We start from the raw sequence: 15,080 nt of genomic DNA on the forward strand, positions 1-15,080 counted from the left end.
AATACTAAATATTAAAGAATCTTGGTTATGTTTTTTCCAGTATATTGCTTTCGCGAAGGGAATCTTCACGACAATTAATATGCAGTTAAAACAGTCATATTCCCTCGCTCCCTATAATTGGTTATAATGAGTATATAAAAATATGGTTTATGAGAGCGAGGGGGATTGGCAAAATGCATACGGTTCTTACATATGTAGTTTCCCTTTTTGTGATTGTCATTTCAGTATTTATTACTCTTTGTGTCAAATATGAACTGGAACGTCTGTTTCACGAAAAGAAAGATGTGGCCCCTTTTCATATATGTAATGTGGTTATTATTTTGATGGTTTCTTTTGCAGCACATGCTGTAACGAATAATTACTTCCTTGGGAATGAATTCAAATTGGTCATGCCGTTATTGATTCTCACGATTATGATCATACCAATTTATATTTTTGGACACTTTGCCTTTGAAAAATATAAATCAGCTTATCGAAAATACGATACCGTTGAGAACGGGAAGGTTCTTGTGCTTAATGAAAAGTACGTGAAAAAGAAAAAACTGCCTGCAAAACTAAAGAATTATAATGCCGCTTCAAAAGAAAAATAAAAAATAAGGGGTTTTCCTTGAGTTGAATAAACTTTCGGAAAGCCTCTTTTTAATTTCTCAAGGGATTGAGCTTAATGCAGCAATCATCAAGAAGGAGATTAAAATTACCAAGCCAAAGCCGGTTTTTAGGATGGATGTCTTTCCAAAGGAAGAAGGCTGGATATCAGCGGCTTGAAAGTGTGTGCTAATGGTTAAACTTGGTGATTTCAAAAAAATGAAAAAAAAGTCCCATGTTTTAAAATGTTTATCCACTTTTTTGAGTGCGAAATCACTAAATTTGGTATCTGTTACCTATGAAATTTTTCGAAAACATAGGTAAAAAAGCCCAAAAGCAGCTGTCTTTAGATCAATTAAACAGATTTGAAGAATTTGGTAACCTATGGTAAATACATAATAGGAAGTATCTAGGATGATCTGTTCATTCTATTTTTAAATGTGAAAATGATTGAAGGAGATGGAGAAACATGGCAGGACAAATTCGTATGACCCCGGAAGAATTGAAAGCAAAGGCTACACGATACGGGCAAAGCGGGCAGCATATTGAACAAATCTTAAGGGATTTAAACAATTTGCAGAATGAACTTCGTGGTGAGTGGGAAGGCCGCGCTTTCCAAAGATTCGATGAGCAGTTTGAACAATTAAGACCAAAGGTGCAAAACTTTGCTCAATTAATGCATGACATTCATGATCAATTGAATAAAACGGCTGATGCAGTTGCTAGAAATGACGAGGAATTATCTCAAAATTTCGGGCTGCGCTAATCCATTCTTAATCATCATAAATGGAGTATTGCAAAAATAGAAATTTTGGAGTTACTTCCAAAGTGAATGCCACGCGACATTTGTTGTGTGGCTTTTGTTCATCAATAAGACAAGACAGATAACGTATCACAATATTATTTTAAAGAAATTTAGTAAAAAATCGGAATTATTTATATTATACATTGTTGCAAAATTTAGGTGGTGGTACGGATGAAAAGGTTTAAGCAGGGGCTGTTGTTGTTTTTTGTGCTTGTAATCGCGTTATCCTCAGGCATTTCTTATTTAGCCCTTAATAAAGCTGCAAAAACAAACGATGAGAAGAAAAACCAAAAAATGACCATAGCCCTGGTTAATCAGGATCAAGGGTCCGTTTTAAATGGAAAAACCTATGACTTTGGTAATGAATTTATCAAAAACATTGAAAAGGATGATCAACATAACTGGTACGTCATCAGCCGCGGTGTCGCGGAAAATGGGCTGGCTCGTAATGCCTATAATATGATGATTGTCATTCCTGATGATTTTTCAAAGAAGGCTTTATCATTAAATTCAAAAGACCCGGAGAAAGTCGTATTGAATTACAAAGTCAATACATCCGGCAATAGTACGATGAAGGTGGAAGCAGATAAAACAGCAAGCACTATTCTGGGGAATTTCAATCGGAAAATCATTGATGTTTATTTTGCTAGTGTAATAGGAAATTTACATGATGCCCAGGACCAAATCGGCTCTATTATAAAACAAGAACAAATCTACACAAACGTCTATAATAGTTCAATTCATCAGCCATTGTCGGGCTATACTTCCCAATTCGGTACGGTGCAAGAAAACGCCAATCTATCAATGGAAAGCTTTCAAGGACTTCAAGAGATTTTAAAGGGATTTGAGAATAGTCTTGGAGAAGGGGTAAAAACCGGAAGTACATACCAAACCAATTTTCTCGACTTTAAAAAAATGCAGGACACTAATCGTCTTTTAGTAAATGGTTTTTCGGATCAGCTTCGTTTATTTGATAATGGCTTGAACCATGGTGATGTCACATAGCAATGGAATGAATTATTGGCTGCGAACGAGGCTATTAATAAACAATTTGAACAAAATGACAATCAAAGCATAACGATTTTGTCAGGGGCGAGAGCTCTCCAAGAGCATCTAAAGACTACAAAGGAAAAGGTAGACCAATTAGATGCTGATTTAGCGGCTCAATTAGAGTCAGATATGCAAGGGTCCATTGTCAGTCAGTTGAAACAGGCGCTGAAAAATTCATCTGGGGAAGAGAAGACTATTAAATTATCGAATATCTTTTCGAAACCTGACGAAAATGCCCAAAAATATATTCAAAATCAAATCGATAAATTGCCTACATTAGATATGACCGAAGTTGACAAGTTAGATTTATCTGAACCAACAAAAATTCAACTGAAAAATACAATTGCTGTAGCAAATAAATATAATCGCGAGTTTGGCTATAGCCCAAATACTGCTTCAGGAAGTCTTCCTTTGGCTAATCAAATTAAAGCAATAAAAGAGAGACTGAAGACAGATGGTACCGTATTGATCGATTCAGTCTATTTACCGGGAACAAAGAAAAAAGGGCAGGAATTTACTGTATCGATGCCAAACGATTTTGCCATATCAGAACTATCGTTAACACTACCAAACCACGAAGAGATCGTTTCTAAAGAACCAACGTTGAAGCTTCCTGCAACAAATGAAGGTCAATCCGTTATAAAACTTAAAGTGAATTTAAAGGATGAGAACGCAAAGCTTGATGTGTTCCAGCCTATCACGTGGGATTGGAATTTAGTTCAAAAGGATATCACCGATGTTGATTATCCAGAACCGCCCGAAGTTGAACCAATTCCTGGTGACGGTGAAACAGACAATGGGGGCAGCGTAGAAACCCCAACACCTGAAGCACCGGCGGAAACACAGCCCGGTGATGGCATTAACCAAACGCCAACACTTGCCGCATCATTGGAAGCGGGGTCTGGTGACGGCAGTAAAGCCGCTGGAAACAGCGTGGAAGCAACAAACTCAGAACCGCCGGTGGAAGCAGATCCTGGCGAAGGTGAAAAGGGCGATGAAAATAACCCAGAAGCGCCGAACCCTGAGCCGCCAGCGACAACAGATCCTGGAAACGGAAATGGAAACGGTGGTTCCGAAAAGCCGCCAGGTAAAAAAGTTACAATCATCAATAACCAGATCATGCACAGTGTGATGTCACCGCTTATCGATGACTCGACAAGTATATTAATGAAAGGTGCGATTGACTCCGTTAGTGCCTACCATCAGATGCAAATGCTTTTTGGTCTTTATTTTGGATTGGGGAATGTTCAATTTACTTCCTCTAATTTACAAACAGAGCTTGCTAATACGGATTTAAAGGATTTGGCGACAAATGGATCACTTTATTCCTTATTTAACAAACAGGACGTTGTTGATGTATTAGCAGATTATGTAGCAGGACAAATCACGGAAGAGGTCCGCCACAAGACAGAAGATTTAAAAGGAAAAATAGATGGGTACCTTCATTTGGTAGATCAAGCAGTGGCAAATTCCGATAAAATGGCTGTAACGATTCAGCAAACAACGGAACAAGCAAAAAATTTAAATACGAATCTTACCAAGAGCTTAGAGAACCTGGCTTTATGGAGGGAAAACAGTCTTAAATTGCTGGAGGACGAAGCGAAGATCTCTACCAATTATGGTAATGAACAAAATATGGTTGTTTCATTAGATGGTGATTTTCAGTCATTGCTAGCCGAAAGTCAATCACTAGCAGAACAGTCAAAAAGTAATTTGAACTCAGCAGAGGGAGTTTATAAGACGTTTGATGCGATTGATAAACAGGCAGAAGCCATTAAAGATAGCGGAGCTGATCTGATTAAGGATGCCGATCATCTATCCAATAATTTAACGAGTAAATTATTGAATGATCAAAAATTTGCCGAGAATTTTGCATCCGTCCTTGCAAATAGCCGGGTTGGACAGCGGCCAAATGAAAATCTCCTAGGCTTTCTTTCTAATCCTGTAAAAGTACAGAATTCCGGCGTCATATCAGCTGCTGCCGCAGACGTATTTACACCCTATTTTGTTGTGTTAATTTGCTTTATTATGGCGTTCTTTACAGCCTATGCTTTATCAACTAATGAGAGAAAACGTCTATTAAAGGATTCTTTTGAGGAAGAAGGTACATTAATAAAGCGGAATTTGCCAATCAGCATGCTGACAGTTCTCATTGGTTTGATTGAAGGGGTGCTGACCGGGCTGTTATCCGGATACTTCTTGGAAATCAGCCAAGGGAAGTTAATGCAATGGACCGGCTTAATCATGCTTATTGTTTTAACATTATTACTAGCTGCGACTTATTTACTAAGACAACTAAGAATGATTGGTATGTTCATTTTATTAGTATGCTTAAGTATATATTTGTTCTTTACCAAAGCACTCGGGCTTCATATCGATCAACAATCGTTCTTAGCAAAAATCCAAGACTTTTCGCCGTTACATTATATTGAAAAGTTAGTGACCGGGTTTATTGAAGGTGGGGCAGAGGAACCGCTGATTCTTCTGGGTTTACTAGTAGTCAGTGTTATTAGTCTGATTGGTCATTTGTTTGTTGTCAATGGTTCCAGGCAAAGCGAGGAGTTGATTCAGGATGAAATTAGTGAAGCGCACTAGTATAATCACTGTCTTTCTTTTAGGGGTGTTGTCAGTTTTCACACTGCACCCCTTGGCGGAAGACCCCTCAAATCAAAACAATGACGGCAAAATCCGCATCGAGGTTGAACGGATTGGTCAAGAAGACAAAGAAACGCAAGATTTAAAAGAAACCGAGTTAGAGAAAACTCTGCCTGATTTGTTCAAAGAACAAACTCAGGCAGTAATTAAACAAAAGCAAGACGAGACAAATAAATCGATGGAGCAGCTCCAGCAAACTATTTTTGAGGCTCCAATCAAGGCTGATCGTACAACGGCGGAGCTCAAAACAGCACTATTTTCTGACGACAATATGCTTAAGTATGCGGATGCTTCCAAACAGAATAAAGAACTAAAGAATGAAAAAGGAATTAACTCTAAAACAATGGCTGCCCTTTTTGGGTCGGTATTGCTGGTAAGCGGGACGATTCTTGTTAGGATGAGACAAATGTTTAGTTAAGGGGGCTTTTTAGAAGGTGCTTAGGGGAACACATATTAATGTAACGGTGGACTTTTGCCAATGGGATCAAGGGCAGTATGATGTAAGAATCCCCGTTCATCAGCCGATTAAACAGTTATTGGGAAACTTAGTGGAGGCTTTAGGCCTGGATGTGTCAAAGGCAAGCCTCTTTGCTATTAAAATACCTGCAAAAGAGCTTCTCTTAACGGACGATGATCGGCTTGCTGATTATCCAGTAACGAATGGTGATATTTTACTAGTTTTATAAGCTAGAAGATTTCCCTTGTATGAGTCCGGCGAAAGACAAGTGTAACTTAGAAAAGGAGTCAATAGAGAATGAACGACAAGACCATCCAAATGGATTCCATGGCATATCATTTTTCCATACACGATGATAATTGGGAGTTAAAGCTTGCAAAGTCACAAACACGTGTTAAGGATCAACGCCAATTAGCGCTTCTAAATGAAAATACTGACCTGTTTGTACCGGTAACGGTGACGACAGAAGATGATCAATTTACTTTCTCCTTTACCGTTAGCGGTAAGGCTAAGAAATGGGAGGATGTCCGTAAGCGTGGCCGAAACGATAAACTGCGCTTGCTATGTAATCTGGCTCGTTTTCGAAAATTATTAACCACACGTATGACTTTCTTCTTGCATCCGGATAATCTGCTATTTGATGATAATCTCCTGGCCGCACTCGTATATCGCGGAATCCGGGATATAGTTCCCCCATTCGAGATCAATGAGGAATACTTCCTCCTCCAATATAAATGTTTAACTGTTGCATTATTTTCAAAAAAATACAGCTTTGATGAACTCTATTCCGGATCATTAAAACAGGCAAATGACACTGAATTTGAGCGGCAGGTCGGTGCTATCAATGATTTAGATGCACTAATTAAACTGTTGGAAGCTAGTTATCAGAAAGAACAGCTGGAAACAGAAAAAAGGATGCAAATCGTACCAAAGAAACGGTTCCGTCTTTTTAAACAACTGACCTTCTCCATGCTTGCTCTCGTGGTTATTTTAGCAGCGCCATTGATTTATGTTAGTTTTAACAAAATTCCCTATCAAAATCATCTGCTGAAGGCGCACCGGCACTTTCTAGCGGTTGATTATGGAAATGTCATCAACGATCTTGAGAGCGTAAATCCTGAAAAACTAACGGATACAGGAAAATACATTCTTGCTTATTCGTATATTCAAACGGAACCGTTAGATGCGGCTCCAAAGGATAATATATTGAAGAATATCAGTTTGAAAAGCGACAGCAGTTATTTATTGTATTGGATTTATAATGGCCGCGGTGACTTCGACAGGTCCATTGATTTGGCGAAATATATCGATGATCCGACATTGATAATGTATGGGTTCGTTAAAAAGATTGAACAAGCAAAAAATGACCCTAATTTGAGCGGTACTGAGCGGGAAAAGGAAATTCAGGACTATCAAGAGCAATTGAAAGCATACACAGATAAATATGGATTAAACCCCATTCTAAATAAGGAAAACAATGAATGATTTGGGCACAGAGAGGGAGAGAAAAATGGCACAACGATTATTACTGCTGGATGACGGTGAACAATTACATAAATGCCATTTAAGAACCAATAAACCGAAGACGATCACAATCGGTGAGGATTGGTCAAATACCATAACGTTTCAACAGCTCCAACCGCCGGTTTCAGTGGAATGGAATGGGGAGTGCTGCAAGATTGGTGAAACTCACTTACTCGAGGGTGAACAGTACACATTGGAACATGGGGATTCCCATTTGCACTTTTTTCTAACAGGGGAATCGTCCGTTTTGACCTTCGATACGATGCAGCATAAAAGTATTACATTTGGATCAAACGATTATGATGATGTAATGATTGCGAACGCAGCAGTCCATCTTCTTCTTTATCGTGAACAGCTTGGCGAACCTTTTAAGCTTGAAGTATACAGCGGTGTAGTCTATCACAATTTTCTCAGGACGATGGGGGAAGTGGTACTAAAGCCTGGTGATCAGCTTTATTTTGATGGTCTGATGGTTATAGCCGGTAAGGATGATATGAAGATCCATGAATCAACGTCATTTACTGGAACAAAATTAGCCCGTTTGTATGATCAAGAACAAAGATATGGTGCTGAGTATCCTGCTTACCATCGCTCTCCGCGTATTATTTACCGAGAGCCGGTTGAAAAGCGGAAAATAGCCCAGCCATCGGCAAAGCCGGTAAAACCGAATGAGCAGCTGGCGCGAGTCATTGTACCGCCGTTAGTCATGATTGCGGCCATGGTGATTGTTTCCATTTTTCTGCGGAGTGGTTTTTATCTAATTGTCATGTTGTCGATGACCATTGTGACAGTTATTTTTTCGATTACTTCTTATTTGAAAAGTCTAAAGCAATACCGTTTGGACATAAAGGAACGGGATAAAAGTTATCGGGAATATTTGAAGCAGAAGACAAAGGAATTATATGAAGCAAGCAATGAGCAGCACCATGCTTTAACCTATCATTATCCAAGTGTGGAACAATTGCGGCAAATGGCGCTTAACGTTGATTCGCGGATCTATGAAAAAACAATGTTTCATCACGACTTTTTGATGTATCGCGCCGGGCTGGGGCGTGTTGATACAAGTTTTGAAATTGAATTCAATATGGAGGAGTTCACCTTAAAGAAGGATGAGCTTGTGGAAGCTGCACGGGAGCTGCGTTCGCAGTACTTGAATTTGGATGATGTACCAGTGGTGACCTCATTGGCGAAGGGGCCGGTTGGTTACATTGGACAGCGTCATCTAGTATTGGAACAATTACAATTGCTTGTCATGCAGACTGCACTGTTCCACAGTTATTATGATGTACAGTTTGTGACCATTTTTCCTGAGGAGGAGAAGGATAAATGGGAGTGGATGAGGTGGCTCCCTCATGCAAGCATACGCAATCTAAATGTACGGGGATTTGTTTATCACGACCGGTCAAGAGACCAAGTGCTAACCTCTGTCTATCAAATATTAAAAGAGCGGAAGCTTGCCATTGATGAGAAAAGCAATAAGAATGAAAAGCTTTATTTCTCGCCGCATATCATCGTACTTATTACGGATGAAAAGCTGATTTTGGACCATCCGGTTATGGAGTACTTTAATGAAGACCCAAGCGAACTTGGTGTGTCGCTAGTTTTTGTTCAAGATGTGATGCAGTCATTACCGGAACATGTAAAAACGGTCATCGATATCCGTGATGCCGCAAACGGAAATATTATGCTGGAAGAGGGAGAACTGGTTAATCGTAAATTTAAACCGGATCATTTCCCACAGGCGTTTAATAAAGAAGATATTTCACGCAGTTTGGCGGCCCTTCATCATTTGCAAAACTTGAAAAACTCCATTCCGGAAAGTGTCACTTTCCTTGAAATGTACAATGTGGAGAGGGTGGAAGAGCTCGGAATTCTGGAACGCTGGAGCAGGAACGAAACGTATAAAAGCCTTGCGGTTCCACTCGGGCTGAGAGGAAAAGATGATATGGTCCAGTTAAATCTGCATGAGAAGGCACATGGGCCGCATGGTTTAGTTGCCGGAACAACAGGTTCGGGGAAATCGGAGATCATTCAGTCGTATATTCTTTCACTTGCTGTGAACTTTCATCCTTATGAAGTCGCGTTTCTGCTTATCGATTATAAAGGCGGCGGGATGGCGAATTTATTTAAACATCTCCCTCATTTATTGGGGACGATTACGAACCTGGATGGAGCTCAATCGATGCGCGCACTTGCTTCCATTAAGGCAGAATTACAAAAACGCCAGCGCTTGTTTAATGAGCATAATGTCAACCATATCAATCAATTTCAAAAACTATATAAATCAGGTGAAGCGAGTGAGCCGATGCCTCATTTATTCCTGATCTCGGATGAGTTTGCTGAGCTAAAATCAGAGCAGCCGGAGTTTATGAAAGAGCTAGTCTCAACAGCCCGGATTGGTCGTTCGCTTGGAATTCATTTGATTCTTGCAACGCAAAAACCGAGTGGTGTCGTGGATGATCAAATATGGTCCAACTCTAAATTCAAACTGGCCCTTAAGGTGCAAAATGCCAGTGATTCGATGGAAATGCTGAAAACCCCAGATGCAGCAGAAATTACCTTGCCAGGTCGCGCCTACTTGCAGGTCGGGAATAATGAAATTTATGAGCTGTTTCAAAGTGCCTGGAGCGGTGCCGATTACCGTCCTGATAAAGGTGATCAAGAGACAACCGATACGACCATCTATGCAATCAATGAACTGGGCCAATATGATATTATCTCCGATGATTTAAGCGGTTTAGCCAACCAGAAGGAAATTTCCAAAGTTCCAACTGAGCTCGATGCGGTCGTGGATTATATTCGAGACTATGCAGCAAGTAAGGGGATCGTGGAACTTCCGCGGCCTTGGCTGCCGCCGCTGGAGGAAAAGATCTTCCTTTCAGATTTACACGATGTAGCTTACAAAACATCTTGGCTGGAGGAGAAAAAGCCATTAGAAGTTACATTTGGCTTTTTAGACATTCCGGAAACGCAAGCACAAGAGCCGGTATGCTTAAATCTTTCTAAAGATGGCCATATGGCTGTCTTCTCAAGTCCGGGCTACGGCAAGTCAACCTTTTTGCAAACGGTTGTCATGGATTTGGCGAGACAGCAGAGTCCGGAAAGATTGCATATTTACCTGATTGACTTAGGAACAAATGGCTTGCTTCCGTTAAAGGAATTGCCACATGTAGCAGACACGATCATGGTGGATGAGGAGGTTAAATTAGGCAAGTTATTCCGCCGTCTAAACACGGAAATGAAGCAGCGGAAGCAAAGATTAAGCAAATATGGAGTCGCAACAATGGAAATGTATGAGCAGGCAAGCGGAGAGGAAGTTCCGGCGATTATGCTCATCATTGATACCATTGATTCTATTGGTGACGCGGTATACCGAGAGGAATTTGAAAAGATGGCCGCGCAAATTGCCAGGGAAGGTGTCAGCGTAGGCATTCATTTAGTGATTAGTGCGGGGCGTCAAAATGCCATGAGACCTCCATTATTGGCGAATATAAAACATCAAATTTCTTTATATATGATTGATGACATTGAAACAAGAAATATTGTCGGGCGAACAGATTTAAGAATAGAGGAAATTCCAGGACGGGGCTTAGTTAAATTAGAGCAGCCTCTGCTTTTCCAAACAGCACTTCCTGTAAAAGGGGAAGATACGCTGGCCATTATTCACCGCCTTCAAGAAGAGTGCCGGGAAATGGCTGCCCATTGGAAAGGAAAGCGTCCATTAGCAATCCCGATGGTTCCGGAAACACTTCCATTCATTGATTTTATTCAAAGTGCAGAAGCTCAAACCATGTTAACCAAAGGCTCTATTCCATTTGCAGTTGATTTTGAACAGGTTGAACCGGTGGCATTAACTGTGGTTGAAGATAAAAATATCGTCATTTTGGGCGAGCAAATGGATGCAGTAGAACAAACATTTTCAACAGTAATTTCGAGTATAGCAATGAATGAAAAGGTTGATATAGGATTAATCGACAATGCTTCTTCAGGACTGAGAGGATACAAGGAAAATGTAAATATTTACGCGGATACTGCCTCCAGTATGGAGGAATTCGTCGAAAGGCTGCAGCAATTATTTGAAACAAGAGAAGATGCCTTCCACCAGATACAGGCGGCAACAAACGGGCAAGCGGCATTATCAGACTTTCTAAAGGAAATTCGTCCAATGATTGTTCTAATTACGGATATGTCCTTTATCATTGACACCTTGTCCTTTACTGCACAAGAGACACTGGCAAAATTGATTGAAGCGGGAGCGAGAGCTGGAATTTACTTTGTTGTCGGGGCGGTATATGGGGCGCTCGAGAGAAAATATGATGACTTGGCTTCCAGTGTGAAAAAACAAAAGACCGGCGTCTTGATTGGCAGAATCAGCGATCAAAACATCCTCGAGGTGTTAAATCGCCCATATAAAGAGCAGAATTTGCAAGCCTATGAAGCTTACTATATTAAACATGGTAAGGCAGAAAAGATAAAAATAGCTGCCCCTAGCCAAAGGAGAGAGGGAGTGAACATAGGTGTTTAATTGGTTCAAAACAGGAACAGAGATAAAAAGAGATGAGTACCTCAAGCTTTATGAAAGGTTAGCTGACGCGGTCTCGGAACATGATAAAAAAGTTTCTGAGGCTAGTTCCGCATACAGGTCTTATACTGGTACGGTTCCTAATCTATCAAATAGCAAAATTCCCTCCAATGATTTCGACAACAGCCGAGAAAAGCTGAATGCAAAGCTGCAGCGTTATTTTCAGCAGGACCAAGACAAACGCAGTTCACTCGTTACAGCCAAAAATCAGGCATATTCAAGATATGTCTATTATAAAAACTTAGCGATTCATGAAGCACAAGAAAAGGCCCGAAAAGAAAGGGAAGAGCGTGAGAGAGCGAAGAAGAGGTGATGGATAGATGGGGAACGTAAAAATTGATGGAGATAAGGTGAATGAGGCAAAATCTGCGGCAAAGGCGTTGGAGCAATCCATTGATCAAACATATGAGCAATGTGAACAATTGATTGCTTACGTTCATTCCGCAAAATGGAGTGGAAAATCACGGGACGCTTTTCTAAGCTATCTTGAAATCATTCATAAATATCATAAGGATATGAAGTCAGCTGTAAAAAAACAAACGAAGGCATTAAACAACTACAACGGTTATGTAGGGGATTTTCTTCGCGACAGTTCGGTAGCAGAAGTGAGGAATCTGTGATGAAGGCATCAACAGAAGCGTTTTCTGTTTCCGAATTATATTTGTTGGCAGCGGCTTTTGGCGGAAATGTCCTGTTTGGTTTACCTGAGAAAGAGATCTTCCAGTTTCAAGGTGAAGAGGTATTCCAAGTGGCACAGCGGCGTTTAATCGAAAAGGGGATAGTATCCCCTGAAGGGAAAATCACTCAAATAGGGGCCATCATCATTCAGACGATCGAGGCTTATCATCTGAGTGATAAATATGTTCGGATTAATAATTTAATGTTTGCATTTCGAGACAAGGAAAGTGAAGAGGTCATTGTTCTAGTAGAACTGGAAGAGCAAGGCCATTATCAGTTACGAATCATTTCGAAAGCAACCGCCTTACGAATTTTAACGGAAAAATTCCCGCTTGTGGCAAGAGAACCTGAGGAAGATGAAAAGAACTTCCTAAAAGTAGAATTATCCCATCAGGAAAGACGAGAGATGGAGGAATTTGAGCCAGAACAGATGCTTATGAATCTGGAATTCTTTCATTTAACGGAGGAGCCGAGAGAAAGGTTCAATGCCCGTTATTATCAGCAATGGCTAATCTTTACAAAAGACGAGAAGCTGATCATGGTGGATACCGTGAATCGAAAATATTACCATGCCAGTCAATATTGGTTTTTAAAACTATTGTTTGATGAAATGGATTTCCCTTATAAGGAGGAGAAGTCATATGCTTAAAGCAATGGCCGGTGAGGGCGGTGGTTCGGGATTACTCATTAATATTAATCCTGATGAAATCACCACCATTTATAAACATTTATTGGCAATCATTACCGAATTGGAGAATAATGCGGTGCCAAATATAGAAAGGCTCGGAAATATTGACTATTACACGGAGGGAAAAGCCAAAAAAACGATGGCGGTTTATCCGGAAGCAAATCGCAAAGTAATGGATCTCTATGATAATTATTCCCGAGCAGCCGCATTGGTTGTCGATATTTTAAATACAATGATTCAGACCGACGAGAATATAGCTCAACAAATCATTGCCAAGCTGGAGGTTTAGCAGATGGATGTAAAATATATCCCGTCGGACTGGAAAAAGATGCGGGATGGGATTGGGGATTTAATCGGTCTCGGCCGCTGGGGCAAAGGAATGATTGATAGTTTAAAAGATGTAAGTGACAATTTGGAGGATGCCGAGGCGGACATCGCGAAATATGATAGTGATGGTGTCATTTCCTTTCATCACACCAGTTTAAAAAGCAAATACCAGAGTTTGTATGAAGACTTTCAGGTGTTACACCGGTTCACCGGCAAGGTTGGCGATATTGTCGACCGGACGATTGACCAGCCTTTCTATGAAGATATGGATACGTTTGTCGAGGCGATGCGGGATTTAACCATATCCAATTACACAACGAAAAACCGTATCGGAGCCGTTGATACACAATTCGTCTATGCTGGCTATGGTGAGAGGCAAAAGCTTGAAGTGCCAAAAACAGAAGTAAGCATCGATGATCTATTTAACGGTGATAACTACTATGGGAAACAAATGAAGCTTGAGTATGAAGCCTGGAAAGAGCTTAATCCCGATCAAGATTTTACACAGGAACAATACCAGCAGGCAGCCGTCAATACCCGTGCTTTTGAATATGAGTCGATTCGTAACCGGCAGGAAAACAAGGAATTTTGGACACAGATTGGGGCCTTAGTCGTGATTGTCGGCGCAACTCTCATTTGCCCGCCGGCCGGCATGGCCTTAGGGGCAGCCTATGGAGCGATGGAATTGAGCTCCGCGGTGTCGGGGAAAGATTGGGTTTCCGGCCGGGAGCTTGGCACAGGGGAACGAGTTTTTCGGGGAGTCTTAGCCCCGCTGGATATTGTCCCAGGGGTGAGCGGTTTAACGAAGTTTAGCGGTACTGTGCGCATTGCCCATGCTGGTGAAAATATCGGGCATTTGGGCATAGGGATGAAAGGCAGCTTCAATCAAGGTGTCATGCATATTGACAACATGGTGAAAACAGCTGGGCAGCAATCCGTCACCCGTCTAAGAAGTGCTTCATCCGCTGTAAAAGACGCCGCAAATGTGGTGAAAAATAAGCTGGCCAAAGATATAATAGAAGCAGGAAAAGCAGCAGACACAGCCGTAACTTATGTTAGAAACAATTTCTCACCTCGAACGCTTTTGGAACCGGAATATGCCGGGATCGGAAAGGTCGCCACATCAGCCGAAAATACCCATGCGATCGAGAATTCGTTGGCAGGTATGGTTAGCAGGATTAAGGGGATAAATATTGAGGGTGTTGCTAAGGTTACGGGTAAAGTTTCTAATGAAGTAAGTGATATAAAGACATTTGTGGATAAGGGACAACATTTCACCAATGGAAGAAAAAATAGATTAAAGCCTAATATTAGATATCAAACAGGCGAATATGATTACTTTTATGAAACAGATCATTTAGGTAGGATTTCAAAATTCGAAACAGAAAACTTACAGTTAACAAAAAGAGAAGACAGATTGTCACACAGTAAAAATACACTTGGTAAAGTAAAAGGACAGGACCATGCAGGCCATTTGGCAGGTGATAGATTTGGAGGATCACCTAAACTAGATAACTTGGTATCGCAATTATCTGATGTTAACTTGAAGCAATATAAGAAAATTGAAGATGAATGGGCAACAGCTTTAAAAGAAACACCTCCAAAAGAGGTAACGGTTGATGTTGAAATAACATATACTGGGGATGAATTGCGTCCTGAGAAATTTATAGTTAATTACTCTATTGATGGGGAATGGGGCTTCAAAATACTTAAAAATTAATCTAAGGAG

Annotated in this window: 14 protein-coding genes; all 14 read left to right on the plus strand. The window is 40.6% G+C overall.

Annotated elements, in window-relative coordinates; translation table 11 throughout:
* Positions 1-173 precede the first annotated feature (173 nt).
* The 14 genes from A6749_RS14340 (at position 174) to A6749_RS28945 (ending at position 15,071) form a co-directional block, all read left to right on the plus strand.
* Entirely contained in the window at positions 174-590 is a 417-nt protein-coding gene (locus A6749_RS14340) for a hypothetical protein (RefSeq protein ID WP_066390696.1), read from the plus strand.
* A 22-nt stretch (positions 591-612) separates the two neighbouring features.
* The gene (locus tag A6749_RS28425; RefSeq protein ID WP_161487146.1) at positions 613-765 is read left to right on the plus strand and encodes a hypothetical protein; all 153 of its coding nucleotides are present in this window, start codon (positions 613-615) and stop codon (positions 763-765) included.
* Positions 766-1,054: 289 nt separating this feature from the next.
* Positions 1,055-1,351: a WXG100 family type VII secretion target gene (locus A6749_RS14345; RefSeq protein ID WP_066390702.1), complete on the plus strand. Its 297-nt coding sequence runs from the start codon at positions 1,055-1,057 to the stop codon at positions 1,349-1,351.
* Between the two features lie 210 nt (positions 1,352-1,561).
* Complete coding sequence (gene esaA, locus A6749_RS27685; protein WP_084797832.1) at positions 1,562-2,395, plus strand: type VII secretion protein EsaA; 834 nt, start codon at positions 1,562-1,564, stop codon at positions 2,393-2,395.
* Positions 2,396-2,410: 15 nt separating this feature from the next.
* Positions 2,411-5,035 (plus strand): hypothetical protein, encoded by a 2,625-nt coding sequence (locus A6749_RS14350; protein WP_084797833.1) that lies wholly within the window; start codon positions 2,411-2,413, stop codon positions 5,033-5,035.
* Positions 5,013-5,513, plus strand: coding sequence for a type VII secretion protein EssA (essA, locus tag A6749_RS14355; RefSeq protein ID WP_066390703.1), 501 nt, complete (start codon positions 5,013-5,015; stop codon positions 5,511-5,513). Before A6749_RS14350 ends, essA begins: the two co-directional genes overlap by 23 nt.
* Before the next feature lie 16 nt (positions 5,514-5,529).
* On the plus strand, positions 5,530-5,781 hold the full coding sequence (locus A6749_RS14360) for an EsaB/YukD family protein (protein ID WP_066390705.1): 252 nt from the start codon (positions 5,530-5,532) through the stop codon (positions 5,779-5,781).
* A 68-nt stretch (positions 5,782-5,849) separates the two neighbouring features.
* Positions 5,850-7,037: a type VII secretion protein EssB gene (gene essB, locus A6749_RS14365; protein WP_066390707.1), complete on the plus strand. Its 1,188-nt coding sequence runs from the start codon at positions 5,850-5,852 to the stop codon at positions 7,035-7,037.
* Positions 7,038-7,062: 25 nt separating this feature from the next.
* Positions 7,063-11,601, plus strand: coding sequence for a type VII secretion protein EssC (essC, locus tag A6749_RS14370; RefSeq protein WP_066390710.1), 4,539 nt, complete (start codon positions 7,063-7,065; stop codon positions 11,599-11,601).
* Entirely contained in the window at positions 11,594-11,971 is a 378-nt protein-coding gene (locus tag A6749_RS14375) for a hypothetical protein (RefSeq protein ID WP_066390714.1), read from the plus strand. The genes essC and A6749_RS14375 overlap by 8 nt, the downstream gene beginning before the upstream one ends.
* A gap of 7 nt (positions 11,972-11,978) precedes the next feature.
* Positions 11,979-12,278 carry a WXG100 family type VII secretion target gene (locus A6749_RS14380; RefSeq protein WP_066390720.1) on the plus strand — a complete coding sequence of 100 codons (300 nt, stop codon included), beginning with the start codon at positions 11,979-11,981 and terminating at the stop codon, positions 12,276-12,278.
* Positions 12,278-12,985 carry a DUF5081 family protein gene (locus tag A6749_RS14385; RefSeq protein ID WP_066390727.1) on the plus strand — a complete coding sequence of 236 codons (708 nt, stop codon included), beginning with the start codon at positions 12,278-12,280 and terminating at the stop codon, positions 12,983-12,985. Before A6749_RS14380 ends, A6749_RS14385 begins: the two co-directional genes overlap by 1 nt.
* Positions 12,978-13,313 (plus strand): hypothetical protein, encoded by a 336-nt coding sequence (locus tag A6749_RS14390; protein ID WP_066390729.1) that lies wholly within the window; start codon positions 12,978-12,980, stop codon positions 13,311-13,313. The genes A6749_RS14385 and A6749_RS14390 overlap by 8 nt, the downstream gene beginning before the upstream one ends.
* Positions 13,314-13,316: 3 nt before the next feature.
* Positions 13,317-15,071 carry a DNA/RNA non-specific endonuclease gene (locus A6749_RS28945; protein ID WP_066390730.1) on the plus strand — a complete coding sequence of 585 codons (1,755 nt, stop codon included), beginning with the start codon at positions 13,317-13,319 and terminating at the stop codon, positions 15,069-15,071.
* The last annotated feature ends 9 nt before the right edge of the window (positions 15,072-15,080 follow it).

This window comes from Neobacillus mesonae, assembly GCF_001636315.1.
Taxonomy (GTDB): Bacteria; Bacillota; Bacilli; order Bacillales; family Cytobacillaceae; genus Neobacillus; species Neobacillus mesonae.

What these genes read in the sequence shown, in the direction of transcription:
- A6749_RS14340 (WP_066390696.1), top strand. Translation starts at nt 174, where the DNA reads ATGCATACGGTTCTTACATATGTAGTTTCCCTTTTTGTGATTGTCATT.
- A6749_RS14345 (WP_066390702.1), top strand. Translation starts at nt 1,055, where the DNA reads ATGGCAGGACAAATTCGTATGACCCCGGAAGAATTGAAAGCAAAGGCT.
- esaA (WP_084797832.1), top strand. Translation starts at nt 1,562, where the DNA reads ATGAAAAGGTTTAAGCAGGGGCTGTTGTTGTTTTTTGTGCTTGTAATC.
- essA (WP_066390703.1), top strand. Translation starts at nt 5,013, where the DNA reads ATGAAATTAGTGAAGCGCACTAGTATAATCACTGTCTTTCTTTTAGGG.
- essB (WP_066390707.1), top strand. Translation starts at nt 5,850, where the DNA reads ATGAACGACAAGACCATCCAAATGGATTCCATGGCATATCATTTTTCC.
- essC (WP_066390710.1), top strand. Translation starts at nt 7,063, where the DNA reads ATGGCACAACGATTATTACTGCTGGATGACGGTGAACAATTACATAAA.
- A6749_RS14380 (WP_066390720.1), top strand. Translation starts at nt 11,979, where the DNA reads ATGGGGAACGTAAAAATTGATGGAGATAAGGTGAATGAGGCAAAATCT.
- A6749_RS14385 (WP_066390727.1), top strand. Translation starts at nt 12,278, where the DNA reads ATGAAGGCATCAACAGAAGCGTTTTCTGTTTCCGAATTATATTTGTTG.
- A6749_RS14390 (WP_066390729.1), top strand. Translation starts at nt 12,978, where the DNA reads ATGCTTAAAGCAATGGCCGGTGAGGGCGGTGGTTCGGGATTACTCATT.
- A6749_RS28945 (WP_066390730.1), top strand. Translation starts at nt 13,317, where the DNA reads ATGGATGTAAAATATATCCCGTCGGACTGGAAAAAGATGCGGGATGGG.